Raw genomic sequence first — 26,161 nt, 5'->3', positions numbered from 1 at the left:
CCTCGCCCTGAATTCAACCCGTGTGCCGGGCATCCCGGCGTTGCTACCGTGCGGCCCTCGATGAGGAACGCAAGGAGTGACGACCGTGTCGCACACACCCCCCGACAGCGGCCCGAGCCGCCGTATCCACTGGAATGAGGACTGGTCGGCCACCGTGGTCGGGCTGGCATTGCTCGCCCTGGTCCTGAGTGGGCTGATCCCGGATTGGCTGGTGCCGTGATGCCGGGGCCGGAGCACACCGAGAACCTCACCACCGCCGACACCGGGACAACCGCGCAGCCGGTGCGGTCGGAGACCGAGGCGCTGCGCCCGGCCGCGGTCGCCGCACCCGCCGCCGTGGTGGGCGGTGTGCTCGTCGTACTGCTGCTCGGGGCGTTGACGCGGTACGTCGAGACGCAGGTGCCGAACTGGACCGCCGACACCCCGCTGCGTCGTGTCGCGAAGACGGTCGAATACCCCGTGTACGCGATCGCCTTCGGTCTCATCGGCAACGTGGTGCTGGCGAAACTGGGCCTGCGCGAGCGCCTTTCGGCCGGGTTCCGCACCGAATTCTTCATCAAGACCGGTGTTGTGCTGCTCGGCGCCTCGATCAATCTGAAGGTGCTCATGACAGCGGCCGGACCAGCGATTCTGCAGGCGTTGCTGCTGATCACCGCGGTCTTCGGGTTCGCCTGGTGGCTACGGTCAGCGCCGCCATCGCGGCAGCCGGAGCAGTGCAGGCCAAGCGGGAGCAGATCGCCTACGCGGCCTCGCTGGTGATCATCTTCGCGCTTCCGTCGATCTTCGTGCTGCCCTGGCTGGCCGGACTGTTCGGGCTGTCGGACGCGGTGGCCGGCGCGTGGATCGGCGGCAATATCGACACCACCGCGGCGGTGGCCGCTTCGGGCGCGATCGCCGGTGAACAGGCCCTGCAGATCGCCGCGATCGTGAAGACGACCCAGAACGCGCTCATCGGAATCGTCGCCATCGCCTTGACCGCCTACTTCACCCTGCGGGTGGAGCGTGCGGCCGGAGCGGCACGGCCGTCGGCACGCGAATTCTGGGACCGCTTCCCGAAATTCGTGCTCGGCTTCCTCGCGGCGTCGATCATCGGGACGCTCTACCTGCAAGCGGTGGACTCCGGCACCGGTGCCGACCACATCGCGATCGTCAACGATCTGCGGACCTGGTTTCTGATCCTGGCCTTCGTCTCGATCGGGCTGGAGTTCTCCCTGCGCGGTCTGCGCGCGGCGGGCGCGCGTCCGGTGCTCGTCTTCGGTGCGGCGGCCGCGGTGAACATGGTCGTCGGACTGGGGCTGTCGGTGCTGCTGTTTCGCACCTTCACGCCGTAGGTATCCACCCGCCCGGGCGTGTTCCGGAGCAGATCTAATCAGCGACCGACTCGGCGAAGATCTGCTCCGGAGACTCGGGTTCGTCCGGCCACCCCGGATACTGCGGGGGAGTGCCGCCGTACTCCGGGCACAGGTGCTTGTAGTCGCAGAATCCGCACAGCCAGCTCTTGCTCGGCGGAAAGTCGCCGGTGCGGCCGGCGTCGCGGATGGCCTGCCACAGTGCGGCAAGGGTGCGCTCGAAGCGGTTGAGCTCTTCCTCGTCCGGGGTGTAGGTGAGGATCTGCTCGTCGGCCAGATAGATCAGCCGCAGCTGGGCCGGGACGACGCCGCGGGTACGCAGCATGACCAGGGCGTAGAACTTCAGCTGGAACAGCGCCTTGGTCTCCTGGGTGACTCCGGGAGCGCGGCCGGTCTTGTAATCCACCACCCGCAGCTCACCGGTGGGCGCCACGTCGATCCGGTCGACGAAACCGCGCAGCAGCACGCCGTCGGCCAGTTCGACCTCGACCCGGGACTCACACGATTCCGGATCGAACCCGGTCGGATCCTCCAGCCGGTAATAGGCCCGTACGAGCGCACGGACCTCGTCGAGGAACACCTCGAGCTCGGCCTCGGCGATCAGCTCGGCCACCTCCGGCCGCTCGGCCAGCACCCTGGCCCACGCACCGGCCGCGAGCGCTTCGGCCCGGTCCGGCCTCCGCTCGGCCGCGGGCAACCCGTAGAGATCTTCCAGCACCGCGTGCACCACCGTGCCGCGCACCGCGTGCCGAGCCGGCGGTTCCGGAATCCGGTCGATCGCGCGTAACCGATACTTGAGCGGGCACTGCTTGAAATCCATTGCCCGGGAAGGCGACAGCGCCGGACGAGAACGAACCGGCGCCGCTTCGGGGCGGGGCGCCGGTTCGGCGTCGGCAGGGGGCGTGGTCGCTGGTGCTGGCATACCTGGCAGGCTATCCGGCGGCACCGACACGGTGCCGTGAGACGGCAGCGACGAACAGATTTTCGCGGAACGGAGATACATGACGGCCAGACGGACCGGGCCATTCACCATCGGTGACCGGGTGCAGCTGACCGATGCCAAGGGCAGGTTGTACACCGTGCTCCTGGAGCCGGGCAAGGAGTTCCACACCCACCGCGGCGGGATCAAGCACGACGATCTGATCGGCGCCGACGAGGGCAGCGTGGTGAACTCCACCAACGGCACCCCCTACCTCGCGCTGCGGCCGCTGCTGATCGACTACGTGCTCTCCATGCCGCGCGGGGCCGCGGTGATCTACCCGAAGGATGCCGCCCAGATCGTGCACGAGGGCGATATGTTCCCCGGCGCGCGCGTGCTCGAGGCCGGCGCGGGCTCCGGCGCGCTCACCTGTTCGCTGCTGCGTGCCGTCGGCCCCGAGGGCGAGGTGGTGTCCTACGAGATCCGCGACGACCACGCCGAGCACGCCGTGCGCAACGTGGAGACCTTCTTCGGCGAACGTCCGGCGAACTGGTCGCTGACCGTCGGTGACGTCGCGAACTACGACGGCCCGCAGGTCGATCGGGTGGTGCTCGACATGCTCGCACCCTGGGACGCGCTGCCCGCGGTGTCCAAAGCCCTGGTCCCCGGTGGCGTGCTCATCGTCTACGTGGCGACGGTGACGCAGCTGTCGAAGATCGTGGAGACGCTGCGCGAGCAACAATGCTGGACCGAGCCGCGCTCCTGGGAGTCGATGGTGCGCGGCTGGCATGTGGTGGGTCTGGCGGTGCGCCCCGAGCACCGGATGCAGGGCCACACCGCGTTCCTGGTGAGCGCCCGCAGGCTGGCCGAGGGCACCGTGACGCCGAAGCCCCAGCGCCGGCCCTCGAAGGGCTGACACCGGGGCTTCGGTGGTGTGACGACGATCAGACGATCACGCGGGGACGCAGGGCGCCTGGGCGAAGCCGAGCAGCAGGCAGCCGCTGGCATCCGAGAGCTTCCAGGTGCCGTCGACGTTCTCCCAGGTCAGCGGCATCGCCGGGGCGGCGCCGTGCGGGGAGGTGATGACGACCTGCGCGGTGGCGGTGTTGCCCTCGGTGGTGACGTCGGTGACGCCGAAGGTGAGGGTGCCGTAGCCGGCCAGCGCGGCGTTCATCTGGTCGATGTTGGCGGTGCGCTGTTCGCCGTTGACGATCAGCTTCGTCTTCTCCGCCGTCGGCACATCGGGGCTGGCCAGCTTGTCGAGCACACCCTGGAGGGTTTCCGGGGTCGGAGCCTCGCCGGTGCCGTGGTCTCCGTGCTCGGCGCCGGTGGTGGTGGCGGCAGCGGCGCTGGTGGTAGCGCTGGTGCTGGTGGCGGCGCTGTCGCTGCTGTCGTCGGAACCGCAGGCGGCGATGCCGAGCGACAGGGCGACGGTGGCGGCGGCAGCGACAGACAAGCGCAGTGCCCTCACGGGAAGGAGCATGACTGGCAACCTTTCGGCTAGTCGGTGAGCAGCCTCACCGGTAATGTGTTAGGGCAGGCTAACATGGTCGTTCCGGTCGACGGGCGCTGCCTAGATGTGATCACGACGAAACCATGTCGGACAGCGAGAACGGTTCGCGCCCGGTAGCGTTGATAGACCGGGACTGGGAGGAGCAGCACATGAGCCCCATCGAGAATTCGGATTCGGCGGCCTGGAGAGAGCTCGAGGCGGTGCGCGCCGAAGCGGCTGCACTCCGGAGGCAACTCGCGGATTCACCGGATCGTGCGCGGGAATTGGAAGCCCGCATCGATTCGCTGACTATTCGCAACACGAAGCTGATGGACACTCTGAAAGAGGCGCGCCAGCAACTGGTCGCGTTGCGTGAAGAGGTCGATCGGCTCGGTCAGCCGCCGAGTGGTTACGGCGTCCTGATCGGCGCCTACGACGATCAGACCGTCGACGTGTTCACCTCCGGCCGCAAGATGCGGTTGACGTGTTCGCCGAACATCGACACCAGCACCCTCGAGTACGGCCAGACCGTGCGGTTGAACGAGGCGCTGACGGTGGTCGAGGCCGGGCACTTCGACGCGGTCGGTGAAATCGGCACGTTGCGCGAGGTCCTCGACGACGGCCGTCGCGCACTCGTGGTCGGGCACGCCGACGAGGAGCGCGTGGTCTGGCTGTCCGGCCCGCTGTCCAAGGTCGCCGAGATCGACGACCTCGACGATCCCGACGCCCCGGTGCGCCGGCTGCGCCCCGGTGATTCGCTACTGGTGGACACCAAGGCCGGTTTCGCGTTCGAGCGCATCCCCAAGGCCGAGGTCGAAGACCTGGTGCTGGAGGAAGTGCCCGATGTCGACTACAACGACATCGGTGGTCTCGGCCGCCAGATCGAGCAGATCCGCGACGCGGTGGAGCTGCCGTTCCTGCACAAGGACCTGTTCCGCGAGTACGCGCTGCGCCCGCCCAAGGGTGTGCTGCTCTACGGTCCGCCGGGCTGCGGTAAGACGCTCATCGCCAAGGCGGTGGCCAATTCGCTGGCCAAGAAGATCGCCGAGGCCCGCGGTGAGGATGCCAAGGAAGCCAAGTCCTACTTCCTCAACATCAAGGGCCCGGAGCTGCTGAACAAGTTCGTCGGCGAGACCGAGCGCCACATCCGGATCATCTTCCAGCGGGCCCGTGAGAAGGCCTCGGAAGGCACCCCGGTGATCGTGTTCTTCGACGAGATGGACTCGATCTTCCGCACCCGCGGTTCGGGCGTGTCCTCGGACGTGGAGACCACGGTCGTTCCGCAGCTGCTGAGCGAGATCGACGGCGTCGAGGGCTTGGAGAACGTCATCGTCATCGGCGCCTCCAACCGCGAGGACATGATCGACCCCGCGATCCTGCGTCCGGGCCGCCTGGACGTCAAGATCAAGATCGAGCGGCCGGATGCGGAATCGGCGCAGGACATCTTCTCCAAGTACCTCACCGAGGAACTGCCGCTGCACGCCGATGATCTGGCCGAGTTCCACGGCGACAAGGGAGCCTGCATCCGCGCGATGATCGAGCGGGTGGTGGAGCGGATGTACGCCGAGAGCGAGGACAACCGCTTCCTGGAGGTCACCTACGCCAACGGTGACAAGGAGGTCCTGTACTTCAAGGACTTCAACTCCGGCGCCATGATCCAGAACATCGTGGACCGGGCCAAGAAGTACGCCATCAAGGCGGTGCTCGACACCGGCAACCCGGGCCTGCGCATCCAGCATCTCTACGATTCGATCGTGGACGAGTTCTCCGAGAACGAGGACCTGCCCAACACCACGAATCCCGATGACTGGGCACGCATCTCGGGCAAGAAGGGCGAGCGCATCGTCTACATCCGGACCTTGGTCACCGGCAAGAACGCCAGTGCCAGCCGGGCGATCGACACCGAGTCGAATACGGGTCAGTACCTGTAATCGCGCCGTGCGGAGGGCCGCGTTTCCGTGTGAAGCGCGGCCCTTTGTCGTGGCGGGCCCGTCGTCGCCGCGGCTCGCTCGGGCAGTGACACTGTGCGGTGATGCAAGTCACTGATCGCGAGTTCGGCTATAACCGCTGAACGGCGCCACAATTGCGCTGATCAGCCTGTCGTATGCCGAGCCCTGATCGACGAAACGGCCGCGGCGATTATCTGAATCATCCATGCTTCAGATGGCTGGCGCAGCGGGGTTGCGCCGGATTCGAGATGGAGGAGTCACCATGTCCGGTTCCGCATCGGATTTCCTGGCCGAAGTGCTGTTCAAGACGATTCTGGAACTGCTGAGCAGCGGCAGCGCGGGATAGGCCGCGTCGAAGGACGAGCCGGCAGGGTCGCGCCCCAGGGGGTGCGGCCCTGTTGTCGTCTGCGCGGTCATTCCGTCGGTGCCGCGGATTAGTCTGACGGCATGACTTCTGAGCCGACCGAGATCTGGCACAACCCGCGGTGCACCAAGAGCCGCGCCGCGCTCGCGCACCTGGACGAGACCGGTGCCGAGTACACCGTGCGCCGGTATCTGGACGATCCGCCGACCGCCGACGAACTGCGTGCGGCGCTGGCCAAGCTCGGCGCCGAGCCCTGGGACATCACCCGTACCGGCGAACCGGAAGCCAAGGAGCTCGGCGTGGCGAGCTGGGGTCGCACCGAAGCCGATCGCGACCGCTGGATCGAGGTGTTGGCGACCCATCCGAAGCTGATCCAGCGGCCGATCGTGTTCATCGGAAACGGCTCGGCGGTGGTGGCCCGCGATGACGAAACGTTGCGATCGCTGGACTGATGCCGACCGGGGGTGAGCCCACGCCATGGCGCGTCGGCCACCTCCATATATGCAGCGTGTGCCATGTTCGGCGCCCGGATGGACGTGGTAGCCGAGTGATGTCCGAGGGAGTGGGTGCTGTAACGACCGCGCGGCGCGGTGTGATGTAGATCATGTCATCGCGGCTCGGGAAGGTCCTGATCCGCAGTTGGATCGAGCGTGGGTCAGCAACGGGTCGGGGCGTCGAGCTCCACGCCGGTTGGAGGTTGTCATGAACTCGATCGTCAAGAAATTCGCCGTCGGCGCATCCGCCGCGACACTCATCGGCGCGGCCGGAATCCTCGGCGCGGCACCCGCACAGGCGCAGCCGCCCGGGTTCTGTTCGGTCAATCCGGTAGCGGCGACCGCCGCCTACTCCCAATGCGGCGGACCGGTCTGGCATCAGGTGCGCGTCACCTGCTGGGCCTGGTGGTCCTGGTTCAGCAGCTACGAACGCTGGGGTAACCCGGCATGGGACGGGCAGCAGTCCTGGACCAGCTGCGATCTGCCGTTCTCCATGCAGACCTGGCAGGTGGTAGTGCGCTGACGGCAACGTCGCCAGGTGCCTGTGTCGACGGGATGCGGCACCTGGCGCGAAAACTATTCTTACGGACTCGGGTACGCCGCAATGAGGATGGCGAATCGGCCTGCGGACTGACGCCCGGCGCCGGCCCGCGCCGGTAGTGTCGGCAGCCATGAAGGTACAGCTGCGCCACAGTCCCGCCTCCGCCGTCGCCAGGTGCTTCCTCGCGGGCGGCGAGCCCATGCGCGTCGAAAGCGGTGCCATGGTGGCGAATTCGGCGGGCGTCACGCTGCAGGCCAAGGCCGAAGGCGGCATCTTCGCCGGGCTCAAGCGGTCGATGCTGGCCGGTGAATCGTTCTTCGTGTCCACGTTCACCGCGCCACCGGAGGGCGGCTGGGTCGACGTCGCCCCTTCGCTGCCCGGTGACATGCTGCCGTTGACCATCCAGCCCGACCGGCCCTTCTTCATCAGCCGTGGCGGCTGGATCGCCAATTCGCATGGCGTGCAGGTGGAAAGCAAATGGGGTGGGTTCGCGAACCTGTTCGGCGGTGAGGGCGGTTTCGGTCTGCGGGCGACCGGTGAGGGTGAGGTCGTCGTCGGTGTGTTCGGCGCGATCGACGTCATCGACCTGCAACCGGGCGAACCGATCACCATCGACACCGGCCATGTCGTCGCCTACGACCTGGCCATGAACTTCACCATCCGCCGCGCGGTCTCCGGACGGTCGATCCAATCGCTGAAATCCGGTGAGGGACTGGTCTTCGACTTCACCGGCCCCGGACGAGTGCTGCTCCAGACGCGCAACCCGAGCGCGTTCGCCTCGTGGACGGCGTCGACGTCATCGGGGTAGGTGCCCTGCCCGTCGCCGGGCGTGGTGTCCGAGCTCGGCGGCGGCATGGCGACTGCCATGGTGACGCGCACGCTCGGGCCGGTGCATTGATCGGCAGGGCGGCCGTTCAGGTGAGGATTTCGCGCAGTAGATAGCGGGTGTCGGGGACGAACGGCCAGGCCGGATCGGTGAGGTGGTCGCGGAGGGTCTGCTCCGTCCACCACCAGCCGTCGGCGATTTCCTCCGGCTGGTGCCGGATCGGGCCGTCGTAGCGCAGTTCGTAGGCGAACAGGTGGCAGCGCATCGGGCTGCCCGCCCATTCGCCGTCCCAGCGGGCGCGGGCCAGGGGAGTGGGTTCGGTGTCGGCCGTGACGCCGAGTTCTTCGGCCAGCTCGCGGATCGCGGTCTGCCGCGGGGATTCGCCCGGGTTCACCACTCCGCCGGCCAGGCAGTCGTGCATCCCCGCGAAGACCTTTTTCGTCTCGGTGCGGCGATGGACGTAGATCGCGCGGCCGTCGCCGGAGCGGAGCAGCACTCCGGCGCTGGCATGCCAGAGTCCGTCACGGTAGACGACGGCGCGGTCCTCGGCACCGATTTCTCGCCCGGTGCTGTCGTAGACGGCGATCATCTCCGAACCCACCGGGCGAGAGTAACGTGTGCCGCGTAGATCGCTCGACGAAGGGATCGGCTCGATGGCGCTGCCACGCGCGCTGGGGAAATTCAATCGGCAGGTCACCAATCCGGTGACATCGGTCATCGCCGGGCGCGCCCCCGGCATGGGCATCGTCGTGCACAAAGGCCGCAAATCCGGCCGCACGTACCGGACCCCGGTCCTGCTCTTCGCCGACGGCCACGAATACCGCATCGCCCTCACCTACGGTCGTGACGTCGACTGGGTGAAGAATGTCGTCGCCGCAGGTGATTTCGCGGTGGAAACGCACGGGCAGACGGTGTCCCTGACCGATCCGCTGATCCGCCACGATGCCGCCGCGAGCTGGGCGCCGCCCGTCATCCGGCAGGCGCTGGTCGCGATGTCGGTGCCCTACTTTCTCGAGGCCAGGACCGTCGACTGATCTGGCCGCGGTCGCCGGTACACCGATGACTTCCGGGTGAATCGGTCGTCGATATCTCTGGGTACACCGACAGATAGGAGCCCAGGTATGACGAGACCGTTTCGAGTGGGTACGACCTCGGTGCGGGCGAACGGGGTGGATCTCGGCATCGAGAGCTTCGGCCGCGAGAACGATCCGCTGACCCTGCTGGCCGGCGGCACGACGATGCTGTCCTGGCCCGACGCGCTGTGTGAGCGCCTCGCCTCGGGCGGGCGGCGAGTGATCCGATACGACCTGCGCGACTCCGGCACGTCGACGACCCTCGACCCGGAGAATCCGGCCTACAACCTGCGAGATCTCGCCGCAGACGCGGCCGCGCTGGTCGGGGCGCTCGGCGCCGGGACCGCCCATCTCGGTGGGGTCGGCGTCGGCGGGATGGTCGCCCAGGTCGCCGCGCTGGACCACCCGGACGTGTTCACCGCACTGACCCTCGTCGGTACGCGGCCGGTGGCGCCGGGCCCGGTCGACGAGGACCTGCCGGACCACGACCACGCGGTCATGGGCGCACTGTTCTCCCATCCGTGGCCGGACTGGACCGACCGGGACGCTGTCGCGGCCTTCGCCGCCGCGGGAGCCGAGCCGCTGGGCGACGATCCGGAACAGGCACGGGCGACGGCGGCCCGAATCTGGGACAGGACGCCGTCGAGCGATCCCGCGGTGCACCAGGCGAACCAGCTCGGGATGGTGTTCTCCCGGATCGACTGCACGCCGCGCTGGCGGGAACGGCTCGGTGAGCTCGACGTACCGGCCCTCGTCGTGCACGGCCGCGCCGACCCGTTCTTCCCGGTCGGCAACGGTGAGGCCCTCGCCGCCGAAATTCCCGGCGCGCGACTGCTCGTCCTCGACGACATGGGCACTGCTCTGCGCCAGGCCGCGGCCGACACGGTCGCTGCGGCGATGCTCGCCCTGTGACGTGCTGACCGGCGGCCTCCCCACCCGGTCCGTCAGTGCCGGCCTCGCGATATCGGCGTGGTTCTCGAATTCGACCCGAGCTGTCGGCCACCGGCGTGCACGCAACGCGTGGTGAACTGACCACATCGCCGGCTGCCGGCGGTTCTCCGGCCGCGATGGACCAGGAGAACCGCCGGAACCGTCAACGGTTGTCGCGCGGGTCGAGCACGACCTGGGTGCCCGGCCCTGTCGCGACCTGGAGGGTGCGCAGCCGCAGCAGTGCCGGGTGCTCCTCCAGCAGGCGTGCGGTGTTGGCCAGCGACCGCAGGGCGGCCGCTTCGGCGCGGGCCCGCTCGAGCTCGGCGCGTCCGCGTTCCTTGGCCAGCACGGTTTCCAGTGCCGCCTTGCGCAGTTCACCGGGCAGCATCAGATCGCGTGCGCGCAGGCTCTTGACCTCGATGCCGAGTTCGGCGACCGCATCGGCCACCCGGCTGTAGTCGGCGGTGAGCAGGCTGCGATCGGCGATCACTTCGTCGAGGGTGTGCGCGGCGACGGCGTCGCGCACAGTGTCCTGCACCGCCGCGTACAGCACGGTGTCGGAGTTCTGCGCACCGGTGGTGAACGCGACCGGGTCGAGGACCTGCCAGGTCAGCGCGAAACTCGCCCGCAACGAAAGTCCGTCGGAAGTGAGCAGTTCCTGACCGGTGACGTGCATCAGCCGCGGCCGCACATCGACCTCGACCAGCGTGCAGCGCTTGGCGTCGTACCGGTGGCGGCCGGGTTCGAGCACCCGCTCCAGGGTGCCGTCGCGATAGAGCAGCGTGCGCTGCCATGCCATGACCGTCGTATACATCTCTCACTCCCTCCCGGAGTCTGTGCCGCGAAGCCCCCGGGCAGGCGGATGCCACCCCATCCGGCCCCGACGACGCGGTGGGGGCGTCCCCCGGCGGTAGCCGGAGAGCCCGCAGAACCACGCCACCGCAGCGGACCGGATGGGGGACACCGTAGGAGGGAATCGAACCCATCAGACTTAAGAGGTCTGTGCCACCGGAGGCACGAAAGAGCCGACACGGGGAACGCGATCCGGAGATTCCGGGGCGCCCCTTGCTCTCTCGTAGGTGAGACGGTACGGAAATCGCGCGGTAGGTGCGAACGATTTTTCGCGGAGTGCGGGCTGTGCTGATGCGGCCGAGCGCTGGGTAGTGCGCCGCTTGTGACGCTCCAGCTCGGCGATCAGCGCCACACTCGCCAGGCCGATCAGCAGCACAGCCACAGCAGGGCGCCGGACGAGTGGTCGAGAAGCGCCCCCCAGAGCGGTCGCCCCGGCAAGTCAACGGTTGTCGGCGAGTTCGGCGAGTTCTGCTGCCGTGCTGCGGATCTGGTGAGCTGGCGGGCTGCCCGGTCCGAGTTCATCGGCGCCAGCACCGGGACCGCCGGGCGGAGGATCGATGCGGCGTCCTCATGCTTGCCGAGGCGCCATCGGATGAGGCCGGTCTCCGTCGCCGCGAGCGGGTGCACGTCGCGGCGGGCATTCACCGCGGCGATGTCCCGGAAACGTGTTCACCGTTGCGCTGCACGCCGGGACGCGCGCAGCGAATCAGTCTTTGGCGCAACACATTACCGAGCGCGACGCCGCAGCGGTGGTAGTTCCGTCTTTCGGGCCCGCAGACGCTGGGCGGCACATGATCACCGGTGTCGCGGCGTTGATCACGCCGGTGCGGTTTATCCGCAGAGGTATCGCTGGCCGATAGCCGATGCGGGGGAGGGTCTGTGACGGTATGGGATGTCGTGTTGATCGTGCTCGTCGCCGTGCTGCTGGCGGTGACCGCAGCTCGGCGCGGCGGCTCGGCTACGAGTTGATCTGGCCGGACGCCGCCGCCTTCCTGCCACTGACCGAGCAGGTGCGCGCTGTGAAGCCCTGGCGCGCCGCGAGTCCATTGATGAGCGGCATACGCGACCGTTCACCGAAGTTCGCCACGACGAGCCGGTAGTCCGTCGAGTTCAGCCCATCCTCCCACCCTTTCCTGCATCGCCCGGCCGTCGCTGCGAGCCGGCCGTTCACCGTTCGCGGCGTTCCGGGCGAGCACCGGGCTTCGGCGCGGTCGCGGTTCGCGCAATGTCGGCGCTCGCCGGTGGCACCGAATCATGCTGCGCCGCTTCGCGATCGATCCGGCGGTAGACGATGCGCTGCTGAGTAAAGGTCCACGCGTTGTTGGTGACGAAATACACAGCACGGCGGTCGGCAGCAGCGCACCACCGATGAGTGCTCCGGCTGGGAACACCCACAGCGAGAGAGTGCGCATGAAGGGCAGGCCCGCGGATTCCTGACGGGCCAGTGCGGTGCGTGCGGTGAAATGGGTGGCTGCGGCCGCGATCACCATGAGGGTGATGGTGACGACGGCTGTCGCAGGGTGGGGTGGCCGGTGAGCGTGGACGACAGGGGGGCGCCGAAGAGATCGGCATCCAGGAACGAGCGCACCTCGGCCGCGTCGAAGAAGTAGTTGGCGGTGGCGGCGTTCTGTACGGCGGTCATCGGTGTGGGCGTCGCGGTGAACGGCAGATGGGTGGCGGCGGCGGTGGTGCGGTCGAAGGACCGCAGCACATGGAACAGGCCGAGGAAGACGAACGCCTGGCCGAGCAGCGGCAGACAGCCGGCGAACGGGCTCACACCGTGCTCGCGGTAGAGCCGCTGGGTTTCGGTGGCCTGCCGCTGCCGGTCATCCGGGTATTTCTTCCGGATCGCCTCGAGTTGAGGTTGCAGGCGGCGGATTGCGGCCTGGCTGCGCGCCTGTTTGAGGAACACCGGAAACAACGCCGCGCGTAGCAGGATGACCGCCGCGATCCAGGCGAGCGAACCGGGACCGACGACGGTGGCGGCCGCGTTGTGCCACACCGACAGTGCGGCGGACACGGGATAGTAGATGAAATCGAGCATGCCGGAGGCACCCCTGACTGAGTGGTGCGCGCACGAGGCGCGCGGACGGATCGGGTCAGCGTGAAAAGCCGACGTCGGTCCGCACGCGAAGCGACGTCAGGCCTGCCCGAATCCGGGAGCTCGGGGCCGCGGACGCCCGGCGGCATCCGGATTGCTCTGGCGCAGATAGGAACCACGCCGCCGCCGTTGCGCCGCCTGCGGCGGACCCGACGAACCGGCATGCACCGGAACCAGACGCATCGCCGGCGCCGACACCAACGCGACCGCCAGCACAACGGCCACCGCGCCGAAAAGCACAGCCGCTTCGCCCGCAGGAGCGGTGAGCAGCACGAGCGCAGGCAACAGGGCGGTCAGCACCGCGCCCACCGTCAGCTGCGCCCTCGTGAACATGCCTCGACGATACCGGAGCTGTGAATCACACGAATCAGTCCAAGTCGGCATCGAGCGCGTCCCAGGTGATACTCACGTCGAGTGGGTCGGTGATAGCGACGGCGACAGGGCTGTGTGCGCGGAAGCGGGTGTCGGTGACCACGTATTCGCCCGCGCTGTTGAGACGGAGAATCTCGATGGATTTGACTCGACCGTCATTGTTTTCCATGCGGACGATCCAGTATTGCTCGATACCGAGGCGGGCATACTCGGCGCGTTTGTCCACGCAGTCCATGGTCACCGTCGCCGGTGAGACCACCTCGACGACCAGAAGCGTGTCCGCTGCCGTCGGTTTCGTCTTCCACTTGTCTCGCGGGTCGTCGATACACCGGTAGACGATCGCATCCGGGCGACGGAAGTTGAAGGGCACTTCAGAGACCAGCATGTCCAGCTCGCCACTGGCTTTGATGCAGGGCATACCTGGCCCGCGTTTGCGAACGGATTCGCGCAGCGCCTGCTTGATGGTGTCGGTCACCGCGATGTGGTTCGGCGAGGGCGATTCGCAGTGCACGGGCATGCCGTCCTTGACCTCGATCGCCTGCGCAAGGTCCTCCGGCATAGCGAGGTAGGTGTCCAGATCGATCTGGGGGATACCGGCGCGCAGCCACGACCAGTCGTACGCCTCAGTCACCGCACCAACAATAGCCGGGTTCGGTCGAACTCGGACCGAGCGCCGAGACGGGCCATCGGTGGCGATAAATCACTGGCTCGGCTGCATGATCGCGCCGACGGGCCGGTTCAGGGTTCGGCGCGGACAGGTGGCTCGGCGGACGCAACCGGGCTGCCCGCGAATCCTCCGCCACCGGGTGCCGCGACGATCGCGCCGTCGACGCAGACGAGCCACTGACCGCACACACATCGCAGATAGCAAACCGCGCCGTGGGTGGAGACGGAATCGGGCGCGGGCCAGGAGCAAGAAGGGCAGGTAGCGAGCATGTGCCAAGCCTGATGTAATGGTCTAGTGCATTTCAACCCTTACGGCGGTGCGGCCGCGCAGCTCGCCGTCCGGCTGGTCAACGCGGCACCGGACGAGGATCTGGTCGGTCTGCTGGCCGCGGCCGACTACAAACCGCTGACGCCGCTCGACCCCCGGCAGACCGCCGAACTGCGCCGCTGGATCGCCCGGCTCGACGAGGTCTTCACCGCGCCCTCGGTGGACCTGCTCAACGATCTGCTCGCCGAGACCACCAGCCAGCCCTACATCTCCACCCACGACGGCCGCGCCCCGCACCTGCACTACTCGCGCATCGACGCCCCCGTGCACGAGCGGGTCAAGGCCTATACGGCGGCGGGGCTGGCGGAACTGTTCTGCGAAGACCCCGGCCGGATCGGCCGCTGCGCCCGCCCCGGCTGCGGCACTGTCTACGTCGACACCTCGCGCAACGGCCGGCGCCGGTTCTGCTCGACGCGATGCTCGAACCGCGTCCACGTCGCCGACCATCGCAATCGCCGCTCGGCCTGAGGTACTACTCGCTCGCCAGCCGCCGGTACGTCGCGTTCCACAACCATTCGACGGGGCCACGGTCGAAGCGCCGCAGCCACAGGTGCGCGAAGCCGACGACGATGAGCGCGACCACCAGGTACACCGCCACCGTGAACGGCACCCTTGCCTCCGGGGAGACTCGGGCCGCCAACCCGAAACCCCAGCCGTAGCAGATGATCGAAGCGACCAGATTCTGCAGGATGTAGCAGCTCAGCGCGGTACGGCCGACCTCGGACAGGCGCGCGCCGACGAATCCGGTCCGTGGCCGATTCAGGTAGAAATGCGCGACCAGCGCGAGGATGCCGAGCGACACGAACGGCGCGATCCCGTAGCGGGTGATCAGCACGGCGTCACCGCCGACGAATACCCCGAGCACCAGATCAGCGGGCGCGGCTACGCCGAACCCGAAGATCATCAGCCGTTTCCGCAACCGCGCGCCCTCCGGAGCGAACACCCCCGCCCGATACAGCCGTGCGCCGAGCAGGAACAGCGCGATCGACATCGGGAAGATGAAGATCGTCTCCAATCGGAAGCCGAGCGCGTTCTCCATCCGGAACAGCACCAGATCCCAGAACGACCCGTCGGCATAGGGGTTCGGATCCAGCGGCTCGGGGTCGGAGGCGGCGACCGAGCCGCCGCCGTCGGCGGTCATCGCGACGGCCAGCAACGTCAGCATGGTCAGGTGAATGCTCGCCTGCACGATCAGCCAGCGCCGCTGCGCCCGCTCGGAGGTGGCCAGCAGATAGGCGACGACCAGGCCGGTGAGCGCATATCCCATCAGCACATCGAATTCGGCAATGAGCAGGAAGTTCAGCAGCCCGTCCAGCAGCAGCAGGCCCGCCCGGATCGGATATCTGCCCGGCCAGCGCCTGCCAGCCCGCTGCGCGGAGGCCTGCTGAATGGCCAGGCCGATCCCGAACATGATCGTCAGCAGCCCGAGGTATTTGCCCTGCGCGAACTGCTGCAGGGCTCGTTCGGCCCAGCCCCATCCGTCCTCGACCGGAGCACCGAGGTGGTTGATGTAGCCGATGATCCCTTCGGGATCGGTGAGGATCCAGATATTGGTGCCGAGAGTGCCGAGGATCGCGATCCCGCGCAGCACGTCGAGGGCGACCAGCCGCGCCGGGCGGGCGGCCGGCGTCGCGGAGGTGGTCGTGGTGAGCGATTCGGTCATGGTCCGACTATCGCGCGCACGGGTGCGCTCGCGGGTCCTCCGGAAGTACCACGACCGGTATGACATCCGCGTCGCCGGTCGCGTCGCCTACGCTCGTGCACATGCAGCGCATCATCGGAATCGAGGTCGAATACGGCATCTCGACCCCCACGGAGCCGACGGCCAACCCGATCCTCACCTCCACCCAGGCGGTGCTGGCCTACGCCGCCGCCGAGGGCGTGCCGCGGGCCAAACGCACCCGGTGGGACTACGAGGTGGAGTCCCCGCTGCGCGACGCGCGTGGATTCGACCTGAGCCGGATGAACGGCCCCGCCCCGGTGATCGACGCCGACGAGGTCGGTGCGGCGAACATGATCCTCACCAACGGCGCGCGCCTCTACGTCGACCACGCCCACCCCGAATACTCCGCACCCGAGGTCACCGACCCGCTGGACGCGGTGATCTGGGACAAGGCCGGCGAGCGCGTCATGGAGGCCGCCGCGCGGCATGCCTCCAGCGTGCCGGGCGCACCGCGACTGCAGCTGTACAAGAACAACGTCGACGGTAAGGGCGCCTCCTACGGCACTCACGAGAACTACCTGATGAACCGGGACACCCCGTTCAACTCGATCATCGTCGGGCTCACCCCGTTCTTCGTCTCCCGGCAGGTGATCTGCGGTTCCGGCCGCGTCGGCATCGGCCAATCCGGCGATCACGCCGGATTCCAGCTGTCCCAGCGCTCGGACTACATCGAGGTCGAGGTCGGGCTGGAGACCACGCTCAAGCGCGGCATCATCAACACCCGCGACGAACCGCACGCCGACGCCGACAAATACCGCAGGCTGCACGTCATCATCGGCGACGCCAACCTCGCCGAGATGTCGACCTACCTCAAGGTCGGCACCACCGCGCTGGTGCTGGACCTGATCGAATCCGGCGAAGATCTCTCCGATATGCAATTGGCGCGCCCGGTCACCGCCGTGCACACCATCAGCCACGACCCCACCCTGCGCGCCACCGTCGCCCTCGCCGACGGCCGCGAACTCACCGGCCTGGCGTTGCAGCGGCTCTACCACGAGCGGGTGGCCAAGTTCGTGCACCGCGAAGGCAACGACGACCCGCGCGTGGCCGACATCCTCGACAACTGGGCGATGGTGCTCGATCTGCTCGAACGCGATCCGATGGAATGCGCCAACCTGCTCGACTGGCCGGCCAAACTGCGCCTGCTCGAAGGCATGCGCAGCCGTGAGGGCCTGAACTGGGGTGCGCCGAAACTGCATCTGATGGACCTGCAGTACTCCGATGTCCGGCTGGACAAGGGCCTGTACAACCGGCTGGTGGCGCGTGGGTCGATGAAGCGTCTGGTCAGCGAACAGCAGGTGCTCGACGCGATGACCAACCCGCCCACCGACACCCGCGCCTACTTCCGTGGTGAGTGCCTGCGCCGCTTCGGCGCCGATATCGCGGCCGCGAGCTGGGATTCGGTGATCTTCGACCTCGGCGGCGACTCGCTGGTGCGCATCCCGACACTGGAACCGCGCCGCGGCACCAAAGCCCACGTCGGCAAGCTGCTCGACGGCGTCGATACCGCCGCCGAACTGGTCGAACAGCTCACCACATAGGGCTGTGACCGGCCCACCGCACCCCATCGGCGGGCCGGTGACGGGTCACGACACTCACCGAATCCGCCATCGTGTCGGTGCGGCTGGGTAGTGTTGAAGAACGAGCACGCACATTGCGCACGACCGGGCCGGTGCTCACCCAGGGTCCGGGCGTGGTGAAACAACAGGAGGTCGGCTGCCATGGCACAAGAGCAGACCAAACGCGCCGGGGGCGGCGACGAGGACGAGGGCCCGGAGGGCGTCGACGCCGCCGGTCAGGAGCGGCGCGAGAAGCTGGCGGAGGACACCGACGACCTGCTCGACGAGATCGATGATGTGCTCGAGGAGAACGCCGAGGACTTCGTCCGCGCCTACGTGCAGAAAGGCGGCCAGTGACCTCAGGCGACCCGCTGCGTCTCCACCCGGGGCACGCCCTCTCGTCCTTCTCCGAACATCTGCGCATGTACGCACCCGATCTGTTGCCCGGCAACGGGTTCGGTGCCATGACCGCCGCCGGTAGCACCGGCGGCGGTGCACGCGATATCGCCCCGCACGGCACCACGATCGTCGCGGTCAGCTACCGCGGCGGCGTGCTCATCGCGGGCGATCGGCGCGCCACCCAGGGCAACCTGCTGGCCAGCCGCGATATGGAGAAGGTCTACATCACCGACACCTACTCGGCGGCCGGTATCGCGGGTACCGCGGGCATGGCCGTGGAGATGGTGCGGTTGTTCGCGGTGGAACTCGAGCATTACGAAAAGATCGAAGGTGTGCCGCTGACCTTCGACGGCAAGGCCAACAAGCTGTCGAAAATGGTGCGCGACAACCTGCCCGCGGCCCTGCAGGGCCTGGCGGTGGTGCCGGTGCTGGTCGGCTACGACCTGGAGGCCACCGATCCCGACAAGGTCGGCCGGATCGTCTCCTACGACGTCGTCGGCGGGCAGAGCGAGGAGCGATTCGGTTACGCCGCAGTCGGTTCCGGCTCTCATTTCGCCAAGTCGTCGCTGAAGAAGCTGTACGCCAAGGGCATCGATGAGGACCGGGCGTTGCGCATCGCGGTGGAATCACTGTTCGATGCCGCCGACGACGACACCGCCACCGGCGGGCCCGATCTGCTGCGCGGCATCTATCCCACCGCGATCGTCATCAACGATGACGGCGCGCTCGAGGTGACCGACAGCAGGCTCGCCGAGATCGCCCGCGGCATCGTCGCCGACCGAGAGGCAGCGCAGGAGGCCCGATGAGCGACCTCCCGCACGACACAGCAAGGAGTGCCAGCGAATGACGCTGCCGTACTACGCGTCGGCCGAGCAGATCATGCGCGACAAGACCGAGCTCGCGCGCAAGGGCATCGCCCGTGGTCGCAGTGTCGTCGTGCTCGTCTACGACAAGGGCGTGGTGTTCGTCGCCGAGAATCCCTCGGCGACGCTGCACAAGGTGAGCGAGCTCTACGACCGGATCGGCTTCGCCGCGGTCGGCAAGTACAACGAGTTCGAGAACCTGCGTCGCGGCGGGATCCTGCAGGCCGATCTGCGCGGCTACCAATACGGTCGCCGCGACGTCACCGGCCGGGCCCTGGCCAACGCCTACGCCCAGGCCCTCGGGTCCATCTTCACCGACCAGCTCAAGCCCTACGAGGTGGAGATCTGTGTCGCCGAGGTGGCCTACCAGGAGCAGGACAGCAACGCGGTGCTGTACCGGATCACCTTCGACGGCTCGATCGTGGACGAGCGCGAATACGTGGTCATGGGCGGCACCACCGAGCCCATCGTCACCGCGTTGAAGGCCTCCTATGAGCCGGGGCTCGACTTGGCCAGCGCGATCGGCGTCGCGGTCAAGGCGTTGCAGGCCGGCACACCCGAGGGCGACAAGGACAAGCGCGTCCTCGGCGTCTCATCCCTCGAGGTCGCCACGCTCGAGCAGGCACGACCTCGCCGGGCCTTCCGGCGGATCGGGCCCGCGGTGTTGGAGCGGCTGCTCGATACCTCGGCCGCCGGTGCGGGCACCGAAGCCGAGGCCGAGGCCCAGGCGGAGGCCGCGGGCGAGGGCGACAGCGGAGAGAAGTAACAGCAGCTGATCCGGGTCGTATGCGGCGCACACGCGGTCGTATACGACCCGGAGCCGGCTCAGGGCCGGGTCTGGCGCACGCCGGACGAACACCTCGGCCGCGGAGATCTGGGCGCGGGTCGGGGTGCTGTGTCGCTGTCGCGCGGCCACATACCAAAAATCTGGCGTCCACGAGCCCTGATGGACGAACGATTACCGTCCGAATCGTTGCCAACCCGTATACATATGGGTTCTCCGATCCCCGCGCGGGTGCTGTTCCTAGCTGTAATGTCGATAGTGTGCAGCGACGAATCATGGGGATCGAGACCGAATTCGGTGTGACGTGCACCTTCCACGGACACCGCAGGCTCAGCCCCGACGAGGTGGCCCGGTATCTGTTCCGCCGGGTGGTGTCCTGGGGTCGCAGTTCCAACGTATTCCTCCGCAACGGCGCCCGGTTGTACCTCGACGTCGGCTCGCATCCGGAATACGCCACCGCCGAATGCGACAACCTGGCCCAGCTGGTCACCCACGACCGGGCCGGTGAGCGGGTGCTGGAGGAACTGCTCATCGACGCAGAACAGCGACTCGCCGAAGAAGGTATCGGCGGGGATATCTACCTGTTCAAGAACAACACCGACTCGGCGGGCAACTCCTACGGCTGCCATGAGAACTTCCTCGTGGTCCGCGCCGGCGAGTTCTCCCGGATCTCGGATGTGCTGCTGCCGTTCCTGGTCACCAGGCAGCTGATCTGCGGTGCGGGCAAGGTGTTGCAGACGCCGAAGGCGGCCACCTTCTGCCTGTCGCAGCGCGCCGAGCACATCTGGGAGGGCGTCTCCTCGGCGACCACGCGCTCGCGTCCGATCATCAACACCCGCGACGAACCGCACGCCGACGCCGAGAAGTACCGCAGGCTGCACGTGATCGTGGGCGATTCGAACATGTCCGAGACCACCACCATGCTCAAGGTCGGCACGGCCTCGCTGGTGCTGGAGATGATCGAGGCGGGCGTGTCGTTCCGCGATTTCGCGCTCGACAACCCGATCCGGGCCATCCGCGAGGTCAGCCACGACCTCACCGGCCGGCGTCCGGTGCGACTGGCCGGCGGCCGCCAGGCCAGCGCGCTCGAGATCCAGCGCGAGTACTACGCCCGCGCCGTCGAGCATCTGCGCAACCGCGACCGGGATCCGCAGGTGGATCAGGTGGTGGATCTGTGGGGCCGCACCCTCGACGCGGTGGAGGCGCAGGACTTCGCGAAGGTCGACACCGAGATCGACTGGGTGATCAAGCGCAAGCTGTTCCAGCGCTACCAGGATCGCTACAACATGGAGCTGTCCGACCCCAAGATCGCCCAGCTCGACCTTGCCTACCACGACATCAAACGCGGCCGCGGCGTGTTCGACCTGCTGCAACGCAAGGGGCTGGCCAAGCGCGTCACCGAGGACGAGGCGGTCGACGCGGCCGTGGAAACCCCGCCGCAAACCACCAGGGCCAAGCTGCGCGGCGATTTCATCACCGCCGCCCAGGAGGCCGGACGCGATTTCACCGTCGACTGGGTGCACCTGAAGCTCAACGATCAGGCTCAGCGCACGGTGCTGTGCAAGGATCCGTTCCGCTCGGTCGACGAACGCGTCGACCGGCTGATCGCGTCGATGTAGCGGGCTCGCCGGCGGCGCTCAGTCGCCGGCGAGATGCCGTTCGATCGTCTCGACCTTCGAGGTCATCGCATCGGTGACGCCCGGCCGGATATCGGCCTTCACCACCAGGCTGCACCGCGGCGCGACCGCGAGAATGACGTCGGTGGCCTGCTTGACCACTGCCATCACCTCATCCCATTCGCCCTCGATGGTGGTGAACATGGCGTCGGTGCGGTTGGGCAGCCCGGACGCGCGCACCACGCGCACCGCCTCGGCGACCGCCCGGCCCACATCCACGCCATCGCCCAGCGGGGTGACTGAGAACGCAACGATCATGGCCGGCTCCTCGGGGATGGGATGTTCCGATGCCATCATCACACTGCCGCACCGGTTACCCGTGCGCCGCCGCAACACCACACCTCGCGGCGCATTACCCTGTTCGAGTGGCGATATCCAAGGTCGAGCGGTTGATGAATCTGGTCATCGCCCTGCTGTCGACCCGGCAGTTCCTCACCGCCGAGCGGATCCGCGACAGCGTCGCCGGATACGAGGATTCGGTCAGCGACGAAGCGTTCAGCCGAATGTTCGAACGCGATAAGAACGAACTCCGCGATCTGGGCATCCCGCTGGAAGTGGGCCCGGTCAGCCGGTTCTCCTCGGTGGAGGGCTACCGGATCAACCGCGATGCCTATGAACTGCCCGATATCGACCTGACCAGTGCCGAAGCCGCGGCCGTCGCCGTCGCCGTGCAGATGTGGGAATCGCCCGAGCTCGCCGCCGCCGCCGAGGGCGCCCTGCTCAAACTGCGGGCCGCGGGCATCCACGTGGAGACCGAGGCGGGTCTGGCCTCGGTGCCCGCGGTGCCGGCGCGCACCCGCGGATCCGAGCCCGTGCTCGGCAAACTCCTGGCTGCCATCGACGCGGGCCAGGCCGTGCGGTTCGAGCATCGTGGCGCCGTCAACGCGCCCTACCTGATGCGCGATGTGGAGCCGTGGGGTGTGGTGACCCACCACGGCCGTTGGTATCTGGTCGGCCACGACCGGGAACGCAATGCCACCCGCACCTTCCGGCTGTCGCGCATCGGCGACGAGGTCACCGCCTACGGCCCGCGCAACGCGGTCCGCAAACCCGACGAGGTCGACCTGCGCGAGATCGTCACCCGGGTGACCGGCACGGCCCCGGTCAGCGGCACCGCGACGGTGTGGGTGGCCGAAGGGCGCGGACGCGAGCTGCGCAGGCTCGGCGTCGAAGGGGGCACCCGGACCATCGGCGGTCGCAGCGGCACCGTCATCGAGGTGCCGGTGCGCTCGCGGGACTGGATCGCGCGCCTGATCACCGGGCTCGGCCCGGACGCCGTCGTCCTGGCACCCCGCGACCTGCGCGACGATGTGGTGGCCCGGCTGCGATCGGTCTTCGACCACACGGAGGTGCGGGCATGAGCGGCCAGCGCCCGACGGCGGCAGCGTGCGTCACCACGCAGGGCGCCCGAGCGCGCCGGAAGGAGGCAGCATGAGCAGCCGGTTGTCGGTGCGGCTGTCGCGGCTGCTGAACATGGTGCCGTATCTGATGGCCCATCCGGGGATCAGCGCCGCCGAGGCCGCCGCTGATCTGGGAGTCACCACCAAACAGCTGATGAGCGACTTGAACCAGCTGTGGATGTGCGGGCTGCCCGGTTACGGCCCGGGTGATCTGATCGATCTGTCGTTCTCCGAGGAGAGCATCGACGTCACCTTCTCCGCAGGGATCGACCGCCCGCTGCGGCTGACCTCGACCGAGGCCACCGCGCTGCTGGTGGCGCTGCGGTCGATCGTCGACACGCCCGGCATGGTGGACCCGAGTGCCGCCCATTCGGCGATCGCCAAGATCGAGGCCGCCATCTCCGGCGCCGTCCCCGAGACGGCGGGCGGGCCGCAGCCGGTGGAGGCGCCGGCCGTGGCGACCGTGCGGGCGGCGCTGGCCGCCAGGCACGCGCTGCGGCTGGTGTACTACTCGGCCAGCCGCGATGTGGTCTCCGAACGCATCGTCGACCCGGTGCGGATCGTGCTGGTCGACAACAACAGCTACCTGCAGGCCTGGTGCCGTCAGGCCGAAGGGGTGCGACTGTTCCGATTCGACCGGATCGAGGCCGCCACCGAACTCGACGAACCGGCCCGCCCGCCCAGTGCCGCCGCCGACACCGACGCGGCCCTCGACCTGTTCCAGGACGATCCGGCGCTACCGCTGGCGCGCCTGCGGATCCGCGGCGACTACGGCTGGGTGCTCGACCAGTACCCGATCCAGCGGCTGGCCGTGCACGGCGACGGCAGCATCGAGGCGACCATGCGGTTCGCGACGCTGGACTGGATGGCGCGGCTGCTGCTCGGCTTCGGTTCCGGCGTCACCGTGCTCGGCCCCCCGGAACTGGTCGCCGCCGTCCGGGAACGATCGAACGCGGCCCTGGCCGCCTACGACGAGGTGGCCGAGGAACAGGCGGGTCCGGCTTGACGAATCGGGTCATGGTGCTCGGCGCAGGCAGTATCGGAACCTTCGTCGGCGGGAAGCTGGCAGCGGCAGGCGCCGAGGTGACCTTCGTCGGACGACGCCCGATCCTGGACCAGATCACCCGAGCCGGCCTGCGGCTGACCGATCTCGGCGGCGGCTCGGACACGGTGCCCGCCGACCGCTTCACCGTCGCGACCGAACCCGAGGCCGCCGAACCCGCCGACCTGGTGCTCGTCACCGTGAAATCCGGCGCCACCGCGAGTGCGGCGCACAGCCTCTCGGGCAGGCTGCGGCCGGGCACGGTGGTGCTGAGTTTGCAGAACGGCATCGGCAACGACGGCACCATTCGCACGGCGCTGCCTGGCAGCGTGGTGCTCGCGGGCATGGTGATGTTCAACGTGGTCCAGCACGGTGACGGCCATTTTCATCGCGGTACCGACGGCGGCGTCGCCGTGCACGACGATCCGGCGCTGGACCGCTTCGCCGACGATTTCCGCCGTGCGGGCCTGCCGCTGGACCGGCACCCCGACCTACTACCCGTGCAGTGGGCCAAACTGCTGCTCAACTTGAACAACCCGGTCAACGCCCTGTCCGGCCTGCCGCTACGCGAGGAATTGGCCCAGCGCGACTACCGCCGCTGCCTCGCCCTGGCCCAGCGCGAGGCGCTCGCGGTGATGAACAGTGCGCGAATTCGACCGGCCCGGCTGACCGCACTCCCGCCCGCCCTGATGGCCCGGCTGCTGACGGTGCCGGATCGGGTCTTCGAGCGGGTTGCCGGGCGGGTGCTGGCCGTCGATCCGATGGCGCGCTCGTCCATGGCCGACGATCTGGCCGCCGGGCGCCGCACCGAAATTTCCTGGTTGTGCGGTGAAATCGTGAGCCTGGGCGCGCTGGTCGGCTGGCCGACGCCGGTGAATCAGCGGCTCATCGAACTCGTGCTGGCCGCCGAGCAGGGTGACCAGCGTCGCTGGAGCGGACCGGAGCTGCTCGGCCAATTGCGCGAAGCGGCCGCTCAGCCGGTCGAATGAGGGGCACGGCCGCGGGTTGAACGCCCGGCCAACTCCGACCCACGGGCGGGTTCGGCCACGCCGGGGTCCGGTAGCATCGGTGTATCACAGTCTTTGGAGGTAGAACATGGGCAGTCTGAGCATCTGGCACTGGCTGATCATCGCGGTCGTCTTCGTGATGTTCTTCGGCGCGAAGCGGATGCCCGACGCGGCCCGCAGCCTCGGACGATCGCTGCGGATCTTCAAGAGCGAGGTCAGCCAGATGCAGAACGAGGGCGGCAACACCGGCGCCTCTTCCACTGCGCCCGCGGCTCCCGCGCAGCAGCTCCCGTCCGGCCAGGCCGCGAACCCGGCGCCCGCCGACCAGCCGCGCACCGAGTCGAAAACGCTCTGACCCACGCGTCGACCGGAGCGAGTTCGAGCTCGCTCCGGCTAGTGTGCTGTTGGCGTCCGGCCATCGCTCGGCGTCGGCGGTGAGCGGTCCAGGCACGCGAGCACAAGGGCAACCACACACACCATGCGAATTCCGTTCGACCCCCGGCGCAGCAGGCGCAGGACCAATCCCGACGGCACCATGTCGTTGGTCGAACACCTCCAGGAACTGCGTACCCGGCTGCTGATCTCCATTGCCGCGGTCCTGGTCACCACCGTCGTCGGGTTCCTCTGGTACGCGCATTCGTTCCTCGGCATCGAGAGCCTCGGCGAGATCCTGCGCGGGCCGTACTGTGGGCTGCCACCCGAGACCCGGGCCTCACTGACCCCGGACGGCGAATGCCGCCTGCTGGCCACCGGACCGTTCGAACAGTTCATGCTTCGCCTGAAGGTGGGCATGACCGCGGGCATCGTGCTGGCCTGCCCGATCTGGCTGTACCAGCTGTGGGCGTTCATCACCCCCGGTCTCTACGCCAAGGAACGCAAGTACGCGATCGGTTTCGTCGCCTCCGGTTCGGTGCTGTTCGTCACCGGCGCGGTGCTGGCCTACGTGGTGATCGCGCACGCCTTGAGCTTCCTGCTCTCCATCGGCGACAACGTGCAGATCACCGCGCTGAGCGGTTCGGAATACTTCAGCTTCATCATTCAGCTGCTGGTGATCTTCGGCGTCAGCTTCGAGACACCGCTGCTGATCATCGGACTCAACCTGATCGGCGTGCTCACCTACGCCCGGCTCAAGGCCTGGCGGCGCGGCATCATCTTCGGGCTGTTCGTCTTCGCCGCCATCGTCACCCCGCAGGACCCGTTCTCCATGCTGGCGCTGGCGTTGGCGCTGACGCTGCTGTTCGAGGTCGCCGTGCAGTTCGCCCGCATCAACGACGCGCGGCGCGCCCGCCGCGAGCGCGCCGAAGGCTGGGGCGACCTCGACGACGAGCAGGCCTCGACCGTGACCGGGCCCGAACCGGTCGGCTCCGCCGATCCCATCACCCCGGCCGAGCCGGTGGCCGCCCCCGAGAAAACCAGCCGTCCCGTGTCGGACTACTCCGATACGCTCTGACG

General features: G+C 68.1%; 30 protein-coding genes and 1 pseudogene. 21 read left to right on the top strand and 10 right to left on the bottom strand.

Annotation, left to right across the window (positions count from 1 at the left end; all coding sequences use genetic code 11):
* Positions 1 to 85 precede the first annotated feature (85 nt).
* On the top strand, positions 86 to 220 hold the full coding sequence (locus AC4HOU_RS03205) for a hypothetical protein (protein WP_256673535.1): 135 nt from the start codon (positions 86 to 88) through the stop codon (positions 218 to 220).
* Positions 220 to 1,331, top strand: a pseudogene (locus AC4HOU_RS03200) (YeiH family protein). The gene AC4HOU_RS03205 and the pseudogene AC4HOU_RS03200 overlap by 1 nt, the downstream one beginning before the upstream one ends.
* A 34-nt stretch (positions 1,332 to 1,365) precedes the next feature.
* Here AC4HOU_RS03200 and AC4HOU_RS03195 read toward each other — a convergent pair.
* Positions 1,366 to 2,271 carry a RecB family exonuclease gene (locus AC4HOU_RS03195; protein ID WP_195007066.1) on the bottom strand — a complete coding sequence of 302 codons (906 nt, stop codon included), beginning with the start codon at positions 2,269 to 2,271 and terminating at the stop codon, positions 1,366 to 1,368.
* 79 nt (positions 2,272 to 2,350) lie between these two features.
* Between AC4HOU_RS03195 and AC4HOU_RS03190 the strand changes: the two genes are divergently transcribed.
* On the top strand, positions 2,351 to 3,184 hold the full coding sequence (locus AC4HOU_RS03190) for a tRNA (adenine-N1)-methyltransferase (protein WP_163817032.1): 834 nt from the start codon (positions 2,351 to 2,353) through the stop codon (positions 3,182 to 3,184).
* A 36-nt stretch (positions 3,185 to 3,220) separates the two neighbouring features.
* Here the strand turns inward: AC4HOU_RS03190 and AC4HOU_RS03185 are convergent, their stop codons facing one another.
* Positions 3,221 to 3,751 carry a WKL family lipoprotein gene (locus tag AC4HOU_RS03185; RefSeq protein ID WP_195019574.1) on the bottom strand — a complete coding sequence of 177 codons (531 nt, stop codon included), beginning with the start codon at positions 3,749 to 3,751 and terminating at the stop codon, positions 3,221 to 3,223.
* 179 nt (positions 3,752 to 3,930) lie between these two features.
* Between AC4HOU_RS03185 and arc the strand changes: the two genes are divergently transcribed.
* The 5 genes from arc to AC4HOU_RS03160 all read left to right on the top strand — a co-directional run bounded on the left by arc (position 3,931) and on the right by AC4HOU_RS03160 (position 7,916).
* Complete coding sequence (gene arc, locus AC4HOU_RS03180; RefSeq protein WP_036537583.1) at positions 3,931 to 5,691, top strand: proteasome ATPase; 1,761 nt, start codon at positions 3,931 to 3,933, stop codon at positions 5,689 to 5,691.
* Between the two features lie 232 nt (positions 5,692 to 5,923).
* On the top strand, positions 5,924 to 6,055 hold the full coding sequence (locus AC4HOU_RS03175; protein WP_256673534.1) for a hypothetical protein: 132 nt from the start codon (positions 5,924 to 5,926) through the stop codon (positions 6,053 to 6,055).
* Between the two features lie 101 nt (positions 6,056 to 6,156).
* Positions 6,157 to 6,525, top strand: coding sequence for an arsenate reductase family protein (locus AC4HOU_RS03170; RefSeq protein WP_195019573.1), 369 nt, complete (start codon positions 6,157 to 6,159; stop codon positions 6,523 to 6,525).
* A 250-nt stretch (positions 6,526 to 6,775) separates the two neighbouring features.
* Complete coding sequence (locus AC4HOU_RS03165) at positions 6,776 to 7,090, top strand: hypothetical protein (RefSeq protein WP_163817026.1); 315 nt, start codon at positions 6,776 to 6,778, stop codon at positions 7,088 to 7,090.
* 148 nt (positions 7,091 to 7,238) lie between these two features.
* Positions 7,239 to 7,916 (top strand): TIGR00266 family protein, encoded by a 678-nt coding sequence (locus AC4HOU_RS03160; RefSeq protein WP_490724108.1) that lies wholly within the window; start codon positions 7,239 to 7,241, stop codon positions 7,914 to 7,916.
* A gap of 106 nt (positions 7,917 to 8,022) precedes the next feature.
* Here the strand turns inward: AC4HOU_RS03160 and AC4HOU_RS03155 are convergent, their stop codons facing one another.
* Positions 8,023 to 8,523: an NUDIX hydrolase gene (locus AC4HOU_RS03155; RefSeq protein WP_195020784.1), complete on the bottom strand. Its 501-nt coding sequence runs from the start codon at positions 8,521 to 8,523 to the stop codon at positions 8,023 to 8,025.
* A gap of 64 nt (positions 8,524 to 8,587) precedes the next feature.
* Between AC4HOU_RS03155 and AC4HOU_RS03150 the strand changes: the two genes are divergently transcribed.
* Together AC4HOU_RS03150 and AC4HOU_RS03145 are read left to right on the top strand one after the other, a co-directional pair.
* Positions 8,588 to 8,968 (top strand): nitroreductase family deazaflavin-dependent oxidoreductase, encoded by a 381-nt coding sequence (locus tag AC4HOU_RS03150; protein ID WP_163817022.1) that lies wholly within the window; start codon positions 8,588 to 8,590, stop codon positions 8,966 to 8,968.
* 87 nt (positions 8,969 to 9,055) lie between these two features.
* A complete protein-coding gene (locus AC4HOU_RS03145; RefSeq protein ID WP_195019571.1) occupies positions 9,056 to 9,919 on the top strand; it encodes an alpha/beta fold hydrolase in 864 nt (287 codons plus the stop codon).
* 181 nt (positions 9,920 to 10,100) lie between these two features.
* Here the strand turns inward: AC4HOU_RS03145 and AC4HOU_RS03140 are convergent, their stop codons facing one another.
* The 5 genes from AC4HOU_RS03140 to AC4HOU_RS03120 form a co-directional block, all read right to left on the bottom strand.
* Positions 10,101 to 10,751: a slipin family protein gene (locus AC4HOU_RS03140; protein WP_195019570.1), complete on the bottom strand. Its 651-nt coding sequence runs from the start codon at positions 10,749 to 10,751 to the stop codon at positions 10,101 to 10,103.
* 1,205 nt (positions 10,752 to 11,956) lie between these two features.
* On the bottom strand, positions 11,957 to 12,127 hold the full coding sequence (locus AC4HOU_RS03135; protein WP_490724107.1) for a hypothetical protein: 171 nt from the start codon (positions 12,125 to 12,127) through the stop codon (positions 11,957 to 11,959).
* A gap of 145 nt (positions 12,128 to 12,272) precedes the next feature.
* The gene (gene yidC / locus AC4HOU_RS03130) at positions 12,273 to 12,833 is read right to left on the bottom strand and encodes a membrane protein insertase YidC (RefSeq protein ID WP_228815100.1); all 561 of its coding nucleotides are present in this window, start codon (positions 12,831 to 12,833) and stop codon (positions 12,273 to 12,275) included.
* Positions 12,834 to 12,929: 96 nt separating this feature from the next.
* Entirely contained in the window at positions 12,930 to 13,223 is a 294-nt protein-coding gene (locus AC4HOU_RS03125) for a DUF6412 domain-containing protein (protein WP_194991090.1), read from the bottom strand.
* A gap of 34 nt (positions 13,224 to 13,257) precedes the next feature.
* Positions 13,258 to 13,893: a Uma2 family endonuclease gene (locus AC4HOU_RS03120; protein WP_194991091.1), complete on the bottom strand. Its 636-nt coding sequence runs from the start codon at positions 13,891 to 13,893 to the stop codon at positions 13,258 to 13,260.
* Positions 13,894 to 14,223: 330 nt separating this feature from the next.
* On the opposite strand from AC4HOU_RS03120, the gene AC4HOU_RS03115 reads away from it, so the two are divergent.
* Positions 14,224 to 14,724 (top strand): CGNR zinc finger domain-containing protein, encoded by a 501-nt coding sequence (locus AC4HOU_RS03115; RefSeq protein ID WP_194991092.1) that lies wholly within the window; start codon positions 14,224 to 14,226, stop codon positions 14,722 to 14,724.
* Between the two features lie 4 nt (positions 14,725 to 14,728).
* On the opposite strand, the gene AC4HOU_RS03110 is transcribed toward AC4HOU_RS03115, so the two are convergent.
* On the bottom strand, positions 14,729 to 15,919 hold the full coding sequence (locus AC4HOU_RS03110; protein ID WP_194991093.1) for a DUF418 domain-containing protein: 1,191 nt from the start codon (positions 15,917 to 15,919) through the stop codon (positions 14,729 to 14,731).
* 101 nt (positions 15,920 to 16,020) lie between these two features.
* Between AC4HOU_RS03110 and dop the strand changes: the two genes are divergently transcribed.
* The 5 genes from dop to pafA all read left to right on the top strand — a co-directional run bounded on the left by dop (position 16,021) and on the right by pafA (position 21,203).
* Positions 16,021 to 17,520 carry a depupylase/deamidase Dop gene (gene dop / locus AC4HOU_RS03105; protein ID WP_163810597.1) on the top strand — a complete coding sequence of 500 codons (1,500 nt, stop codon included), beginning with the start codon at positions 16,021 to 16,023 and terminating at the stop codon, positions 17,518 to 17,520.
* Between the two features lie 180 nt (positions 17,521 to 17,700).
* Entirely contained in the window at positions 17,701 to 17,895 is a 195-nt protein-coding gene (locus AC4HOU_RS03100; protein ID WP_014351559.1) for a ubiquitin-like protein Pup, read from the top strand.
* Complete coding sequence (gene prcB, locus AC4HOU_RS03095; protein ID WP_195019569.1) at positions 17,892 to 18,743, top strand: proteasome subunit beta; 852 nt, start codon at positions 17,892 to 17,894, stop codon at positions 18,741 to 18,743. Before AC4HOU_RS03100 ends, prcB begins: the two co-directional genes overlap by 4 nt.
* Positions 18,744 to 18,780: 37 nt before the next feature.
* Entirely contained in the window at positions 18,781 to 19,566 is a 786-nt protein-coding gene (gene prcA, locus AC4HOU_RS03090) for a proteasome subunit alpha (RefSeq protein ID WP_163810601.1), read from the top strand.
* A 278-nt stretch (positions 19,567 to 19,844) separates the two neighbouring features.
* On the top strand, positions 19,845 to 21,203 hold the full coding sequence (gene pafA / locus AC4HOU_RS03085) for a Pup--protein ligase (RefSeq protein WP_181062422.1): 1,359 nt from the start codon (positions 19,845 to 19,847) through the stop codon (positions 21,201 to 21,203).
* Positions 21,204 to 21,221: 18 nt separating this feature from the next.
* Here the strand turns inward: pafA and AC4HOU_RS03080 are convergent, their stop codons facing one another.
* Complete coding sequence (locus AC4HOU_RS03080) at positions 21,222 to 21,518, bottom strand: MTH1187 family thiamine-binding protein (RefSeq protein ID WP_163810603.1); 297 nt, start codon at positions 21,516 to 21,518, stop codon at positions 21,222 to 21,224.
* Between the two features lie 107 nt (positions 21,519 to 21,625).
* Here AC4HOU_RS03080 and AC4HOU_RS03075 point away from each other — a divergent pair, with 107 nt between their 5' ends.
* The 5 genes from AC4HOU_RS03075 (at position 21,626) to tatC (ending at position 26,159) form a co-directional block, all read left to right on the top strand.
* Complete coding sequence (locus tag AC4HOU_RS03075; RefSeq protein WP_163810605.1) at positions 21,626 to 22,621, top strand: helix-turn-helix transcriptional regulator; 996 nt, start codon at positions 21,626 to 21,628, stop codon at positions 22,619 to 22,621.
* Positions 22,622 to 22,691: 70 nt separating this feature from the next.
* Complete coding sequence (locus AC4HOU_RS03070; RefSeq protein WP_163810607.1) at positions 22,692 to 23,666, top strand: helix-turn-helix transcriptional regulator; 975 nt, start codon at positions 22,692 to 22,694, stop codon at positions 23,664 to 23,666.
* Positions 23,663 to 24,691 (top strand): 2-dehydropantoate 2-reductase, encoded by a 1,029-nt coding sequence (locus AC4HOU_RS03065; RefSeq protein ID WP_228815098.1) that lies wholly within the window; start codon positions 23,663 to 23,665, stop codon positions 24,689 to 24,691. Before AC4HOU_RS03070 ends, AC4HOU_RS03065 begins: the two co-directional genes overlap by 4 nt.
* A gap of 106 nt (positions 24,692 to 24,797) precedes the next feature.
* Positions 24,798 to 25,064 carry a Sec-independent protein translocase subunit TatA gene (gene tatA / locus AC4HOU_RS03060; RefSeq protein ID WP_195019568.1) on the top strand — a complete coding sequence of 89 codons (267 nt, stop codon included), beginning with the start codon at positions 24,798 to 24,800 and terminating at the stop codon, positions 25,062 to 25,064.
* Positions 25,065 to 25,187: 123 nt separating this feature from the next.
* Positions 25,188 to 26,159 (top strand): twin-arginine translocase subunit TatC, encoded by a 972-nt coding sequence (gene tatC / locus AC4HOU_RS03055; protein WP_163810611.1) that lies wholly within the window; start codon positions 25,188 to 25,190, stop codon positions 26,157 to 26,159.
* The last annotated feature ends 2 nt before the right edge of the window (positions 26,160 to 26,161 follow it).

The sequence above is a fragment of the Nocardia sp. JCM 38205 genome (assembly GCF_058222935.1).
Note: the sequence above shows the minus strand (reverse complement) of the source record. Positions and strands in the feature narration are given on the sequence as shown.

Excerpts from the sequence above, each read along its gene's own strand:
- AC4HOU_RS03170 (WP_195019573.1), top strand. The coding sequence starts at position 6,157 with ATGACTTCTGAGCCGACCGAGATCTGGCACAACCCGCGGTGCACCAAG.
- AC4HOU_RS03125 (WP_194991090.1), bottom strand. The coding sequence starts at position 13,223 with ATGTTCACGAGGGCGCAGCTGACGGTGGGCGCGGTGCTGACCGCCCTG.
- AC4HOU_RS03150 (WP_163817022.1), top strand. The coding sequence starts at position 8,588 with ATGGCGCTGCCACGCGCGCTGGGGAAATTCAATCGGCAGGTCACCAAT.
- yidC (WP_228815100.1), bottom strand. The coding sequence starts at position 12,833 with ATGCTCGATTTCATCTACTATCCCGTGTCCGCCGCACTGTCGGTGTGG.
- AC4HOU_RS03080 (WP_163810603.1), bottom strand. The coding sequence starts at position 21,518 with ATGATCGTTGCGTTCTCAGTCACCCCGCTGGGCGATGGCGTGGATGTG.
- AC4HOU_RS03155 (WP_195020784.1), bottom strand. The coding sequence starts at position 8,523 with ATGATCGCCGTCTACGACAGCACCGGGCGAGAAATCGGTGCCGAGGAC.
- arc (WP_036537583.1), top strand. The coding sequence starts at position 3,931 with ATGAGCCCCATCGAGAATTCGGATTCGGCGGCCTGGAGAGAGCTCGAG.
- dop (WP_163810597.1), top strand. The coding sequence starts at position 16,021 with ATGCAGCGCATCATCGGAATCGAGGTCGAATACGGCATCTCGACCCCC.
- tatA (WP_195019568.1), top strand. The coding sequence starts at position 24,798 with ATGGGCAGTCTGAGCATCTGGCACTGGCTGATCATCGCGGTCGTCTTC.
- AC4HOU_RS03140 (WP_195019570.1), bottom strand. The coding sequence starts at position 10,751 with ATGTATACGACGGTCATGGCATGGCAGCGCACGCTGCTCTATCGCGAC.
- AC4HOU_RS03070 (WP_163810607.1), top strand. The coding sequence starts at position 22,692 with ATGAGCAGCCGGTTGTCGGTGCGGCTGTCGCGGCTGCTGAACATGGTG.
- AC4HOU_RS03190 (WP_163817032.1), top strand. The coding sequence starts at position 2,351 with ATGACGGCCAGACGGACCGGGCCATTCACCATCGGTGACCGGGTGCAG.
- AC4HOU_RS03175 (WP_256673534.1), top strand. The coding sequence starts at position 5,924 with ATGGCTGGCGCAGCGGGGTTGCGCCGGATTCGAGATGGAGGAGTCACC.
- AC4HOU_RS03195 (WP_195007066.1), bottom strand. The coding sequence starts at position 2,271 with ATGCCAGCACCAGCGACCACGCCCCCTGCCGACGCCGAACCGGCGCCC.
- AC4HOU_RS03160 (WP_490724108.1), top strand. The coding sequence starts at position 7,239 with ATGAAGGTACAGCTGCGCCACAGTCCCGCCTCCGCCGTCGCCAGGTGC.
- AC4HOU_RS03165 (WP_163817026.1), top strand. The coding sequence starts at position 6,776 with ATGAACTCGATCGTCAAGAAATTCGCCGTCGGCGCATCCGCCGCGACA.
- AC4HOU_RS03145 (WP_195019571.1), top strand. The coding sequence starts at position 9,056 with ATGACGAGACCGTTTCGAGTGGGTACGACCTCGGTGCGGGCGAACGGG.
- AC4HOU_RS03110 (WP_194991093.1), bottom strand. The coding sequence starts at position 15,919 with ATGACCGAATCGCTCACCACGACCACCTCCGCGACGCCGGCCGCCCGC.
- prcA (WP_163810601.1), top strand. The coding sequence starts at position 18,781 with ATGACGCTGCCGTACTACGCGTCGGCCGAGCAGATCATGCGCGACAAG.
- tatC (WP_163810611.1), top strand. The coding sequence starts at position 25,188 with ATGCGAATTCCGTTCGACCCCCGGCGCAGCAGGCGCAGGACCAATCCC.
- AC4HOU_RS03100 (WP_014351559.1), top strand. The coding sequence starts at position 17,701 with ATGGCACAAGAGCAGACCAAACGCGCCGGGGGCGGCGACGAGGACGAG.
- AC4HOU_RS03185 (WP_195019574.1), bottom strand. The coding sequence starts at position 3,751 with ATGCTCCTTCCCGTGAGGGCACTGCGCTTGTCTGTCGCTGCCGCCGCC.